The sequence below is a fragment of the Candidatus Saccharibacteria bacterium genome (genome assembly GCA_017983775.1).
GTDB lineage: Bacteria > Patescibacteriota > Saccharimonadia > JAGOAT01 > JAGOAT01 > JAGOAT01.
In genome coordinates this window covers 1-12,543 of record JAGOAT010000026.1, presented here as the reverse complement: position 1 = coordinate 12,543, position 12,543 = coordinate 1, and the positions used below count along the sequence as shown (strand labels likewise).

Genomic DNA, 12,543 nt, shown 5'->3' with positions numbered 1-12,543 from the left:
ATATATTGATACCAGTTCAGGCAGAATTTTTTGCCCTGGAAGGCCTGAGTCAACTCCTAGATACTGTTAGTCAGGTCAAGAAGGGCTTGAATCATTCACTGAGTCTTCTGGGAGTCGTTTTGACCATGTATGATTCACGTTTGAGCCTGAGTCAACAGGTCAAACACGAATTGGAAGTCAACCTAAAGGGCAAGATGTTTAAGACGATAATTCCGAGAAATGTTCGATTGGCAGAAGCACCAAGTTTTGCTAAACCGATTGTTGAGTATGATAGATTTAGTAAAGGTGCTAGACTATATAAGAAATTAGCAAAAGAAGTGAGAGAGAGGTTGTATGGCTAAGAATCGTTTAGGTCAAGGTTTATCAGCATTAATCAAGACTGATATTGAGCAATTTGACACCCAAGAAGTAATGGAGCTTGATTTGGGAAGGATCAAGGTCAATCCAGATCAACCTAGAAGAAAATTCGACCAAGATAAGCTTGAAGAATTGGCGCTTTCAATCAAACAACATGGAATAATCCAGCCGCTGATAGTCCAAGATACTGGAGAATCCTACCAATTGATTGCCGGGGAAAGAAGATTGCAGGCTGCCAAGATAGCTGGACTTGGCCAGGTACCTGTCGTAGTCCGCAAGGTGGAAGATGAGGAGAGGCTAGAGCTAGCAATTGTAGAGAATCTTCAGAGGTCAAACCTAACTGCTATTGAATATGCTAAGGCAGTCCAGAGACTGATTGATAAATATCATCTTAATTATCAACAGATAGCTGAGAGACTAGGCAAGGCTAAGTCAACTGTAGTCAACATGGTTAGGTTGTTGAGGCTTCCAGAAGAGATTCAAGATGCAGTTCAGTCGGGGCATATTTCAGAAGGTCATGCTAGGGCTATATTAAGTCTAGATTCGACCAAGGATCAGCTCTATATTTTAGCTGAGATTTTACATAAGAAACTGTCAGTCAGAGATGTTGAGAAGTTAGTAAAGACCAAGTCCAGCAAGTCTGAACAGAAATCCAGCAAAAACTTTATTAGTCAGATCAAACTCAGTACTGATCGGGTCAAATCTTTGAGTAGCAAGACTGGTCTAGCGATCCAGGTCAAAGCTACTGCGGCCAAAAGGGGTCGAGTTGTAATTAACTATGAGTCACAAGAAGATCTAGATCGAATCCTAGATTCATTAGATGGAGCCCAAGACGAGGATTGAACTCGTGACCTCATCCTTACCATGGATGCGCTCTACCACTGAGCTACTTGGGCTTGGTAAATTAAATTTTAACAGATAATTATCAATTTCTCCAAATTTGCAATGACTAGCACAGATTACCAAGAGATTATAAAAAACTTGAATCTACTAGCAGATAAAGAGAGGGCGGATAGGAGCAAGACGTTTTTTAAAACAAACAAAGGGGGCTATGCGGAGAATGATCAGTTCATCGGGATCAGCGTACCATCTCAGCGCAAATTAGCAAAACGCTTTCGTGAGTTGGGACTTGTAGAACTAGGACGATTGATTGATAGCCCAATCCATGAATATCGCATGACTGGACTACTAATCTTGATAGAAAAATACCATACCAAATCAGTCAGTGATCAGCTACAACAGGATTATATTGATTTTTATCTTTTACGTATTGACCAGGTCAACAATTGGGATCTCGTGGATAATAGTTGCTATAAGTTACTTGGGGATTATCTTTGGCGAAGGCAAGATCTTGAGCTACTTTATCATTACGCAAATCTAGAGCCAATTAGGGAGAATCTTTGGAAAAACAGGATTGCAATTGTCACAACACTTGCCTTCATCCGTCATCGGGAGTTGGAACCAACTTTTGAACTATCCAGGATCTTGATCAGTCATCCTGAGGATTTAATCCAGAAAGCAGTTGGTTGGATGTTGAGGGAGTCAGGTAAATTTGATCAAGAAAGGCTGGAGATTTTTCTCAATCAATATGCTGGACGGATGCCGAGGACGATGCTACGTTATGCGATTGAGAGATTCAATCCTGATAAAAGAAAATTTTATTTAAGCCTTTATTAGGTATTATTGAGATATAGCCCACTGTAAATTGGCATGAGATTATTGTCTCAACAACCTAATTTAGTCGATATAGTCGAGTAAAGAGGCTTTGGATTAGCCAAGTACCGATTATCAGGATGATTGCTAGAAAGATTTTGTAGTCCCTGGAGTATTCTCCGAATAATAAGGTAGCAATTGCAATTACAAAAGCCAAGAAGAAAATCAGATTAAACCTCCAAACATAGCGAATAAAAAGTCTAGATAAGACAAATACCAGTAAAGCTCCAGAAATACTGGCAATAATTGACCAGATAGATACTGTAAAGATATTGATGGCTTGAAACTCCCAAGTCATTAGCCACTCAATAGCTATTCGGATCAAGTTTAGGATAAAACTAGTAATGATAGCTATTGATAATCCATCTATCAATGTTTCTTTGAGACTTAATCTTTCCATTTTTCCCCTTGTTAGTTATTTTACTTTATGATCTAAGTATAACATATATATCCGTTCAAAATAAAACCTGTTTGTTTTGGATGATAGATTATGGATCTAGAATTGTTGTCCTGGCAGTATATGGGGTATCATCCGTCATATTCCATAAATCCCACAGGGATTTATGGATATCTAGCATTTTACATCAAAAGACTATCTAAATCTCAGTAGAAATGGATCGCCCGTATTGTCTTACGGACAGCCGGAGGATGATAGAAAATATGGAATATAATCTTAAAGTGTAACAGAATCTTTAGGTGGTAATAGGATTAGATCAAGGCCAAATAAACTGAAAACTATAAGGAGTTGATTTTGTAATACTCAAGTAACCCAAAGGGTAATAAAGACTTTTAGATAATTCAAAGTAAGCTATACCATTCTGGCTTGCAATTTAATAACCCTAGCTGTATATTCTACTAATGTTAGTTAAAATTTAAAAAGTGAGGTAATAGTGGGATTTATTAAAAAAATAATAAATACAGTATCAAGGTACAAGTATGCCAGTTTTGCTCTTCTAGTGATGACACCGGGTCTAGTGATAGCAAGTGAATCAGCAGAGTCTAGTGGTCACGGTGACTTGGCAAAAGGGTTTTTGCTATTAGCACTCATCTTGCTGGTAGCTAAGATTGGACAGATTGTTGAAAAAGTTGGACAGGCCTCAGTGATTGGTGAATTGGCTACTGGGATTGCTTTGTCAGCTCTCGGATACTTTGGACTAGGAATTGTTGGGGATATCAGGGGGAGTGAAGTGATTGCTTTTGTAGCCGAGCTAGGTGCTGTGATCTTATTATTTCAGATAGGCCTAGAGTCCAACATTGCAGAGATGAAAAAGGTGGGTTTGACTGCTTTTATTGTAGCGATAGTTGGAGTAGTGACTCCATTTGTTTTAGGTACTTGGGTATTAGCACCAATATTTTTTGGAGACCAGTCCCTGACAGCACATCTGTTCTTGGGTGCATCAATGGTGGCAACTAGCGTGGGGATTACGGCTTCAGTATTTAAGGCAATTGGTATTTCTAAGAGCCAGGAAGCCCAAACAGTATTGGGTGCTGCGGTGATAGATGATATCCTAGGCTTAATTGTCCTATCGATTGTTTCAGCATTGGCTTCTGGTGGAGAGGTGACACCTGGACTAATAGCAGAGCTGAGTATTAAAGCATTTGGGTTCTTAGGAGGCTCAATCTTGATAGGTTCATTCTTGGCTCAACCAATTTCTACATTGTTTAGTAAGATTCACGATGGGGTTGGGATGAAACTTTCGCTAGCTATATCAATAGCTCTAATATTTGCTTATCTAGCTAGCCTAGTCGGACTTGCACCAATAGTCGGAGCATTCGCGGCTGGATTATTACTGGATCCAGTTCACTTTAGGGGATTTCAGATCCCTCATATTGCTAGAAAGCTTAAGTCAGTCAAGACTTTGGATGATCAGGACAAAGAGCATCTTGAGCAACTGGTTCACGAACAAGAGCATGGTCATGTTGAGGATTTGATTGGCAATTTGGGACTAGTGTTTGTACCTGTATTCTTTGCTTATACCGGGTTGCAGATAGACTTTGGATCATTGCTTGATCCGGGAATATATTTGATAGCATTTGTGATTAGTATCTTTGCTATAATTAGCAAGATGGTTGCTGGGTTGGTGATCAAAAAGGGTAATACTAGTAAATTACTTGTAGGTTTCTCAATGGTACCTAGAGGGGAAGTGGGCTTGATATTTGCTGCAACCGGCAAAGCATTGGGTGCGATCAATGATGAAGTATTTTCTATTATTGTGATCATGGTAATCGTAACTACCTTCATAGCACCATTTGGAATAAAATATTTTGCTACTAAGCTCAAACAAGAAAATAATTAGTGGTATAATCTAAGATAATGAATCAGCCTAAGTATAGAAGGGTACTAATCAAGATATCTGGAGAACAGTTGGCTGGTAATCGGGGTTATGGTATAGATCCAGGTTTTATCGATCAGGTTGCCAAACAGCTAGTAGAGGTTGAGAAAGAGACTAGGGCGCAAATTATTATCGTGACTGGGGGTGGTAATATTATGCGAGGTGCTGCTATTGCCAATAAGGGGATTGATCGAGCAACTGGAGATTATATGGGTATGCTAGCTACTATTATCAATGGGGCTGCTTTGACTGATCTATTGGAAGCTAATGGGCAGCCAACTAGGCTGCTTTCAAGATTGGAGGTTGATAGTATTGCTGAGCCGTATATCAGGCGTCGAGCCTTAAGACATCTTGAAAAGGGTAGAATCGTGATAGTAGCTGGCGGGATGGGGAATCCATTTATGACTACGGATACTGCGGCTGTATCGGCTGCATTGGAGCTCAACTGTGATCTAGTGATCAAACCCACCAAAGTTGATGGAGTCTATGATAAGGATCCAGTGATCCATTCAGATGCTAAGCATTTACCGACTGTTGATTATCTTGAAGCCATTACTAATGATCAGATAAGAGTCATGGATAATTCAGCAGTCTCATTAGCCATGGATAACGTTTTGCCAATCATTGTCCTAGATCTTCTAGGAAAAAACAAAATTCAAAGAGCTATTCTTGGAGAATCTGTTGGTACCCTAATAGGGTAGCTAGTCCAATATTCTTGGGGACAAGTTTTACATTATTTTTGTTAGATTAACCTGCTTATGTTAAAATAAAAACAAACAAAATTATGCCATATCTATTTAATTTTGAAATGGCAGTAGTATTGATTAAGGGGGCAAGATCAGTATGTCTATAGGAATATTTATCCAAGCCCTTTTAATTCTGGTAATACCAGCTTATTTGCTGGTAATGTTTGTGCTATACAAAAAACAGCAAAAGCTTGAGAATCAAATAGAATCAATGGATTCTCGGATTCGTCTGATCTTGGCTAGTGATATTCGGAAGATGATTGGCAAGGATCCAATCAATCGTGAGGCTAAGATATTAATAAATCTAGCTAGGTTTTTAGAAAAAACAGCTGGACGCGGTCAGATAGTAGCCCAGACAGATCAACCAATCCAACTAGTCAAGCAATACCCGAAGATCGTTAATAAACACTCATCATTAAGTCTTCAGAAGAAATCTTCGGATGATACTAAAGACAATAGATTGTTGAAATCAAGTCAAGAATCTGAGTCCAAGGCTATAGCTGACATTAGTCTTGGTCAGTTGATTCTTGATGGATTCGAGTATCTAGCAGGGGTTATCTTATTATTCTTGCCTTTGATGTGGTGGAAAACTCAAGTCGGTCATGGTAATTATTCAGCTCAACTAATTTTTCTCGGGATAATGCTTGTCTTGACCATATTGATTGCTGTTTGGCGTGGTCATGGCTTTTATAATTTTGTCGCTTACATTTTGCTATTTTTAATACTGATAAGCTGGTTTGCAATCAATAGTGTATCAATCTGGTGGATTTTTTTGGTAATAGCAGTATTTATTATTTTAGGTCGGACATTACCAAAGAGCTATCAACCAGAATACTACTTATTGGCTGTTTTTGGATTATTGAGTTTGGCTGCTTTCTCTTTGCTCTTACCCGAAACAATTACCAAAATTCGTGAAAGTCTTTCGAGCCTTTCACTTGATAAGATCTCTATCTTTGGACCTAGGCAATTCTTGGCTTGGGGGTTATTGGCTACTGGCTATATTTCCACCTATCTAAGGTCAAGAGATCCAGCCAAATTTGATCTCAAGCAGAGATTGATCACGGCGCTATACAGCATCTCATATATTGGAGCTTTGATTATAGGATTTTATAGTCAGACTAGTTCCTGGATCCTGATTTTGCTGATAATAGCCACTATCTTGGGATTAGTTTGGGTTATCAAGATTGAAAGTTTGAGTGAGATGGTTGTGATAGTTCTACTTTTGAGCTATATTGTTGGGTTGCAGTTCTTTGATCTTCTAAATATCAGTAATGCCTATATTGGATATAGTATATTGTTTGTTAGTTTAGTAGGCTATAGTTTGAGTTATTTATTGACTAAACAAATAGGAAACTATTTAAGGAACTTTAGTATAGTTGGGATCTTATTAGCTTTATTTACTCAGTTATTGACGGATATTACGGCTACTACACTAGTCAATATTGCCACCTCCGGAGTGATATTAGTTATATTTGATCAGATTATTCGGGTTTATCAGAAACGGCATGCCCTAGAAGAGGTTACTAGTTATCTAGATAATAATCAGCTTGAGCAAGAGTTTAGTTTGCCAGTTAGTTCAGTCAAGGTTCAACCTAGACCAAGGCGTCAAAATACCGCGGATATCAGATTTGTTGGCCATTAGGAATAGTACAGATCAATCGGACTTTTATTTATTGTAAGATTATTGTCGGATTCAACGGTTCACATTAGTCCGTATTATTCTAACTAATTAATGAGATGGATCCCCCGTATTGTTCTATGAACAATTGGAGGATGACTCCACCCCGTCATATTCGGGTTGCCCGAAGGGCAAAACCGGAGATCCAGCATTGGTACCAAGTGATTATCAAAATGTCAGTAGAGGTGGATCTCCCGTATTGTCCTCCGGACAATCGGAGGATGACAATACAAGGAAGGGCTTCGGAGGATGATGCGAAATAGATAATATATCGAGTATGGTTTAGTAGGAATTTGACTTGATGACTAGAGGAGCTATTCCTCTGAAATTTTAAAAGCTTTTATTGGAGTTAGTTTTGCATTATAAATCGGATTTGCATGTCTATTGATACCATTAACATGTTATAATACTTGATTAGATGCTAAATAAATTACTCAGTAAGTTTTCTCATGATATTGGGATAGATTTGGGAACTGCCAACACCTTAGTATATTTACGAGGCCGGGGTTTAGTAATCGATGAGCCAAGTGTAGTGGCAATCAATCAAAAGACCAAACAAATTCTTGAGATCGGACAAAAAGCCAAGCAAATGGTGGGTAAAACACCAGCAAATATTGTTGCTACTAGACCCTTAGTCGATGGAGTGGTTTCGGATTTTGAGATAACTGAACAAATGATCAAACACTTTATTGAATTATTACATAAGCAGAACTTTGCTTTGCTTCCTAGGCCGCGGGTCGTAATTGGGATTCCTTCAGGTGTGACAGAAGTTGAGAAACGAGCAGTCATAGACGCTGCTGCAAATGCTGGTGCTAGACAAGCATTTTTGATTGAGGAGCCGATGGCTGCAGCGATTGGGGTAGGCCTAGAGATCCAGGAGGCTACAGGACAGATAATAGTAGATATTGGAGGAGGTACTAGTGAAGTAGCTGTAATTAGTCTAGGTGGGATAGTGGCTAGTCAGTCCCTGAGAATCGCTGGCGATGAATTGACCAATGATATTGTCAATTATGCTAAGGAGGAATTTGGTTTATTGGTAGGAGAAAGAACTGCCGAGGAGATCAAGATCAGTATTGGCTCAGCTTGCAATATTGGTAAGCTAGAGGAGGCTAGTATACGAGGGCGAGATATTATCACTGGATTACCCAAGGAACTTATTATTACTCCTGATCAAGCCAGAGAAGCGATATCCAAGAGTGTCAGAAGTATCGTGGAAAGTGTTAAAATTACCCTAGAAGAGACTCCACCTGAGTTGATTTCTGATATCATGCGCCAAGGAATCTGGTTGGCTGGAGGTGGCGCTTTGCTCAAGGGCTTAGATCAGGTTATTGCTAGAGAAACCGGGATACCAGTTCATATTGGTGAAGATCCATTGAGGGCAGTCGTTCGGGGAACTGGACTAGTTTTGGATGATTTGGATAATCTCAGTCAAGTACTGATCGGTAATGATTTAGGGCAAGAGTACAGTTAGATGAAGCTAAGTCTAAGGTATAGTCTGATACTGGTCGTATTGATCATGTCAGGCCTAATGTTGATTTGGAATCTTAGTTTGTTTTCACCAATTAGATATAGCATTGAAAAATTTAATAATAATCTTTCAGGATCAATTAGTAAAAGAATTGCCAACATTAGCCAGGATTGGGAGATTATTGGTTCACTTGGTGAAATCAGTGAGGAAAATAACCAGCTAAGGAATCAAGTCGGAGAACTCAGACAACAGCTGATTGATATCGAGGAAGCAGCTAGAGAAAATCGTGACTTACGAAGTCAGTTGAATGTTCAGTCTGAGACTAATTGGCAGCTACAATCAGCCAACCTCGTTAGTGGGAGTGCCACTAATTTGCGCAAGACTTTGACTATTGATATTGGCAAGAGTCAAGGTGTAGTCGAAGGCATGGCGGTAGTGTATAGGAGTAGTCTTATCGGATTAATTGAGTCAACTGGACAAACTTCATCAGAGGTTGTACTCTTGACAGATCCAGCATTTCGATTGGCAGGATTAACCCAGGAATCACGAGAGATAGGGCTTTTGCAAGGTCAGCCTGGACAGGGTGTTCAACTGAGGCAACTAGCATTGGATGGGAATATTCAGATTGGGGAGAGGGTAATTACCAGGGGTAACCAGTTGGTACCAAAGGGGATTAATATTGGGCTGGTTAATACTGTGATAGAAGATGATGGTGGGCTGTTTAAATCAGCATTAATTGATTTAGATTTTGATGTCAGTAGTCTTGAGACAGTATTTGTAATCGTGGGTGTCTAGTGAAGATATTATTATTTGTGATAGGCATACTGATTAGCCTGATTCAAGTTAATTGGCCTAGTCTAATCCCTATCCAACCCCAATTGGTGATCATATTTATTTTGATACTCACGTTGCGTTTTAGTTTAAGTAGTTTAGTTTGGTATTGTCTAGTATTTGGTATAATTCTAGATCTTAATAGTCCTTGGAATATCGGGATATCAACACCATTTTTGATTTTGATTTGTCTTGTTGCGGGTTTTGGTCTAAGAATTGCCAATAATCCCAATCAGAATTTTAGCTTGATATTACTCGTTATTGCCTCCAGTCTGTTGTACCAACTAATAACAGTAGTCTATGCTAGTGATTTGAGTCTAATTGGGGGGGTTGATTATCTTAGGGTTTTGATCAATTTAATATCAGATTTTTTATTGATTGGATTGATATTGTCATTACGCAGTTTTTGGATTAGTAACCAAAATCATCGGAGATGGTCATGGGGAAAATAAATATCTTTGGTGAGCATTATGATCAGGGACGAGATTATCAGTCTAGTAGTTTTCAACAAAAGATCAATGATAGTGAGCTTTGGTCAAGTCAGCTACTTGCTGGTAGCTCCGAACAAAGGATTGAGCAAGAAGTAGATAAGAAATTTTTTAAGTTATTATTTGTTCCGGTGCTATTAGTTGGAGCTCTGTATATTGGACAGTTGTTTAATTTGCAGTTTATTGAAGCCAAGGATTTGGATTTTTTAGCTCAAACTAATAGATTGAGAAGTCAATTGATACGAGCACCGAGAGGTATTATTTTTGATCGTAATAATCAACCATTACTCAAAAATACCTCAGAATATCAGTTGGTACTTAATCCAAGTTTATTAGACGATGACCCTGATAAGCTAGAAACTGATCTTGGTCTGATCAGTCAAATCATCGAACTTGATTATCAGGCAAAGCTTGATCAGATACAGTCTAAATTGCGCCAGAGAGAGACTATTGTAATAGCTGATAATATCGACAAAGATCAAGCTATTTCATTACAGGAAATTGAGACTAAGTTGACCGGATTCGGAGTTGAAATTAGGCCTAGTCGTGAATACCTCTATCCTGAACAGTTTGCTCATATCCTAGGGTATACTGGTAGAGTTACAGCTGAAGATCTTGAGGATAGTGATCAGTATCAAGTGACTGACATTATTGGCAAGTTGGGTCTGGAGCAAGAGTTTAATCAAACACTTTCTGGACAGGATGGAAAGATACAGTTTGAGGTGGATGCCTCAGGCAAACCAATTCGGTTCCGTCCCAGCCAAGAGCCAGTAGATGGAGGTGACTTGGTAACAACTCTTGATCTAGGGTTGCAGGAAAAAGCCTATCAAGTGATAGAGAAATATAGTCAAAAGGCTGGTAGCAATCGAGGAAGTATGATGGCTATTAATCCGAATACGGGAGAGGTTTTGGCTGCTGTCAATTATCCTAGCTATGATAATAATCTTTTTGATCAAGGGATTAGCCAGACAGATTATGATAAGTTGGTTTTAGATCAAAATAATCCACTGTTTAATAGGTTGATGGGGGGAAGTTATCCAGTTGGGTCTATTATTAAGCCACTCATTTCACTCGCTGGGCTAGAGTCTGGTGTAATAGATCAAAATACTACCTATAATGATACTGGTTCATTATTGATAGAGAATGTTTATGATCCAAGTATAGTCTACCAATTCAAGGGGTGGAATCCAGCTGGGTTGGGACCTGTCAATGTTGTCAGAGCTTTGGCTCTTAGTAGTGATATATTTTATTATATTGTCGGTGGAGGATATAAGGAGTTGGTTGGTCTTGGTGGGGAGGCATTGACTAGCTGGTATCAAAAATTTGGCTTAGGTCAACTGACAGGGGTGAATATACCTGGTGAATCACCTGGTAGTTTGCCGACGCCAGATAAATGGGCTAAAGCTGGACGGGATTGGCTACTTGGAGATAGTTATAATATTAGTATTGGTCAGGGTGAACTTCTAGCAACACCATTGCAGATGCTATATGCTACTGCTTCAATATTTGCAGGGGGAAAATTTTATCAGCCGAATTTTGTTAAGTCGATTGGTGGTCAGACACTAGAACCAAAACTAATTCAGGAGGGATTGTATAGTGAGGCAAATCGACAATTAGTACTTGAGGGGATGCGCCAGGCAGCCTCATCAATTGGTACTACCGGCTCCATATTTTCCAATTTACCTTTTGGGGTAGCTGGCAAAACTGGTACTGCTGAGACTAGTACAGAGTCAGGGGATGTCAATCAAAATCGTTCAAAGGCTCATGCTTGGTTTACAATTGGGGCACCAGATATAGACACACAAATTGTAATGATAGTGATGATCGAAAATGCTGGAGAAGGGTCACAGTTTGCGGCACCAGCTGCCCAGGAAATTCTTAGCTGGTGGGCTGATAATCGATACCCATATTAGTCTAACATTGTAGCTGTAGGTTTGGGTGGTGCGTTCATTAACAGTATTTCTCCATAGGGAATACCTAATTTCATGCCATTGCGTATAGTCTCCATTGAAACCCCCAGCCTATCCGCTTCAAGTACTTCTTCAATTGACAAGCCCAACCTATAACCAATTAGGATATTATTTAGCTTTTGACCTAGTTCGGTTAGCTGGTTAGTTTCTTCATCCTTTAAGTCTTCACAGCTAACTTTTCCCAGCTCTTCTAAGTCCAGCCCAAGAAGTTTCTTAGGATCTTGATTGTCAAAAGCCTCTGGATTATCTTTCAAGAACCTTGCAAAAGAAGCAAGCAAGTCAGTATTTACGGTTTCTTGACTTTTGGGTACTTGAGCTTCTGGGCTTGACGAACAAGTTCCTGAAGCTTGGTTATTGGCAGAGCATCCAGACACAACAGTTGCTGCTACTAGCATTGCTAATGTTGCCAGTCCACTAAGTCGGTACCGTCTCCTACCTTCTGATTCTGGTGAATGCTTTGTAGAGTGTTTAGTATTCATAATATCAGTATTCTAAACTAATACTACATATTTGTCAAGTAATAGTATAATATTGATTAGTTTCTGTGAAATACTAAAGATAATACATATCGGTGTCGCGAACAGTCCGCGATCTTCTAGTGTTTATTTGATTGAGGTAACGGGAACGAAGTGAATGGTTGCTGGAGTATTTGTGCTAGTATGGCTTAATGTCCCCCTCCCCATATAATCAACAACAAGTCTATTCTAGAACTGAATAAATTAATATGCTAAGATGTGGTTAGATTACTAAATTTAACCACAGAAAGGATATTTGTTATGCCAAAGAGGGGATAAGTCAAAGTATTTTATGACCAAGGAACTTTTTACTACCAATCTATCAACTTGGTGCGGATGAGAGGATTTGAACCTCCACGGAGTTTTGATCCTCCACTAGGACCTGAACCTAGCGTGTCTACCGATTTCACCACATCCGCAATGGTTTATTGTACTGAGTAAGTC

12 protein-coding genes and 2 tRNA genes are annotated in these 12,543 nt (G+C 39.3%); 10 read left to right on the top strand and 4 right to left on the bottom strand.

Features of this window, described 5'->3' with window-relative positions; genetic code table 11:
• Positions 1–8: 8 nt before the first annotated feature.
• On the top strand, positions 9–341 hold the full coding sequence (locus KA531_03455; GenBank protein ID MBP6005927.1) for a ParA family protein: 333 nt from the start codon (positions 9–11) through the stop codon (positions 339–341).
• The gene (locus tag KA531_03450; protein MBP6005926.1) at positions 334–1,200 is read left to right on the top strand and encodes a ParB/RepB/Spo0J family partition protein; all 867 of its coding nucleotides are present in this window, start codon (positions 334–336) and stop codon (positions 1,198–1,200) included. The genes KA531_03455 and KA531_03450 overlap by 8 nt, the downstream gene beginning before the upstream one ends.
• Here the strand turns inward: KA531_03450 and KA531_03445 are convergent.
• Positions 1,179–1,253, bottom strand: a tRNA-Thr gene (locus tag KA531_03445). The genes KA531_03450 and KA531_03445 overlap by 22 nt on opposite strands.
• Before the next feature lie 49 nt (positions 1,254–1,302).
• Between KA531_03445 and KA531_03440 the strand changes: the two genes are divergently transcribed.
• Complete coding sequence (locus tag KA531_03440) at positions 1,303–2,034, top strand: DNA alkylation repair protein (protein ID MBP6005925.1); 732 nt, start codon at positions 1,303–1,305, stop codon at positions 2,032–2,034.
• Between the two features lie 55 nt (positions 2,035–2,089).
• Here the strand turns inward: KA531_03440 and KA531_03435 are convergent, their stop codons facing one another.
• A complete protein-coding gene (locus tag KA531_03435; protein MBP6005924.1) occupies positions 2,090–2,470 on the bottom strand; it encodes a hypothetical protein in 381 nt (126 codons plus the stop codon).
• A gap of 490 nt (positions 2,471–2,960) precedes the next feature.
• Here KA531_03435 and KA531_03430 point away from each other — a divergent pair, with 490 nt between their 5' ends.
• The 7 genes from KA531_03430 (at position 2,961) to mrdA (ending at position 11,527) form a co-directional block, all read left to right on the top strand.
• A complete protein-coding gene (locus KA531_03430; GenBank protein ID MBP6005923.1) occupies positions 2,961–4,367 on the top strand; it encodes a cation:proton antiporter in 1,407 nt (468 codons plus the stop codon).
• 17 nt (positions 4,368–4,384) lie between these two features.
• Positions 4,385–5,104, top strand: a complete 720-nt coding sequence (locus KA531_03425) for a UMP kinase (protein MBP6005922.1) — start codon at positions 4,385–4,387, stop codon at positions 5,102–5,104.
• A gap of 142 nt (positions 5,105–5,246) precedes the next feature.
• Positions 5,247–6,791, top strand: a complete 1,545-nt coding sequence (locus KA531_03420) for a hypothetical protein (GenBank protein MBP6005921.1) — start codon at positions 5,247–5,249, stop codon at positions 6,789–6,791.
• Positions 6,792–7,245: 454 nt separating this feature from the next.
• On the top strand, positions 7,246–8,298 hold the full coding sequence (locus tag KA531_03415) for a rod shape-determining protein (protein ID MBP6005920.1): 1,053 nt from the start codon (positions 7,246–7,248) through the stop codon (positions 8,296–8,298).
• Positions 8,299–9,090 (top strand): rod shape-determining protein MreC, encoded by a 792-nt coding sequence (locus KA531_03410; protein ID MBP6005919.1) that lies wholly within the window; start codon positions 8,299–8,301, stop codon positions 9,088–9,090.
• The gene (mreD, locus tag KA531_03405) at positions 9,090–9,578 is read left to right on the top strand and encodes a rod shape-determining protein MreD (GenBank protein ID MBP6005918.1); all 489 of its coding nucleotides are present in this window, start codon (positions 9,090–9,092) and stop codon (positions 9,576–9,578) included. The genes KA531_03410 and mreD overlap by 1 nt, the downstream gene beginning before the upstream one ends.
• The gene (gene mrdA, locus KA531_03400; GenBank protein MBP6005917.1) at positions 9,566–11,527 is read left to right on the top strand and encodes a penicillin-binding protein 2; all 1,962 of its coding nucleotides are present in this window, start codon (positions 9,566–9,568) and stop codon (positions 11,525–11,527) included. The genes mreD and mrdA overlap by 13 nt, the downstream gene beginning before the upstream one ends.
• On the opposite strand, the gene KA531_03395 is transcribed toward mrdA, so the two are convergent.
• Together KA531_03395 and KA531_03390 are read right to left on the bottom strand one after the other, a co-directional pair.
• Positions 11,524–12,063: a hypothetical protein gene (locus tag KA531_03395; GenBank protein MBP6005916.1), complete on the bottom strand. Its 540-nt coding sequence runs from the start codon at positions 12,061–12,063 to the stop codon at positions 11,524–11,526. The two genes, mrdA and KA531_03395, sit on opposite strands and share 4 nt — an antisense overlap.
• A gap of 364 nt (positions 12,064–12,427) precedes the next feature.
• Positions 12,428–12,518, bottom strand: a tRNA-Leu gene (locus tag KA531_03390).
• Positions 12,519–12,543 lie beyond the last annotated feature (25 nt).

Coding starts and splice junctions, on each gene's coding strand:
- KA531_03450 (MBP6005926.1), top strand. CDS start 334: ATGGCTAAGAATCGTTTAGGTCAAGGTTTATCAGCATTAATCAAGACT.
- KA531_03435 (MBP6005924.1), bottom strand. CDS start 2,470: ATGGAAAGATTAAGTCTCAAAGAAACATTGATAGATGGATTATCAATA.
- KA531_03440 (MBP6005925.1), top strand. CDS start 1,303: ATGACTAGCACAGATTACCAAGAGATTATAAAAAACTTGAATCTACTA.
- mrdA (MBP6005917.1), top strand. CDS start 9,566: ATGGGGAAAATAAATATCTTTGGTGAGCATTATGATCAGGGACGAGAT.
- KA531_03425 (MBP6005922.1), top strand. CDS start 4,385: ATGAATCAGCCTAAGTATAGAAGGGTACTAATCAAGATATCTGGAGAA.
- KA531_03420 (MBP6005921.1), top strand. CDS start 5,247: ATGTCTATAGGAATATTTATCCAAGCCCTTTTAATTCTGGTAATACCA.
- KA531_03415 (MBP6005920.1), top strand. CDS start 7,246: ATGCTAAATAAATTACTCAGTAAGTTTTCTCATGATATTGGGATAGAT.
- KA531_03410 (MBP6005919.1), top strand. CDS start 8,299: ATGAAGCTAAGTCTAAGGTATAGTCTGATACTGGTCGTATTGATCATG.
- KA531_03395 (MBP6005916.1), bottom strand. CDS start 12,063: ATGAATACTAAACACTCTACAAAGCATTCACCAGAATCAGAAGGTAGG.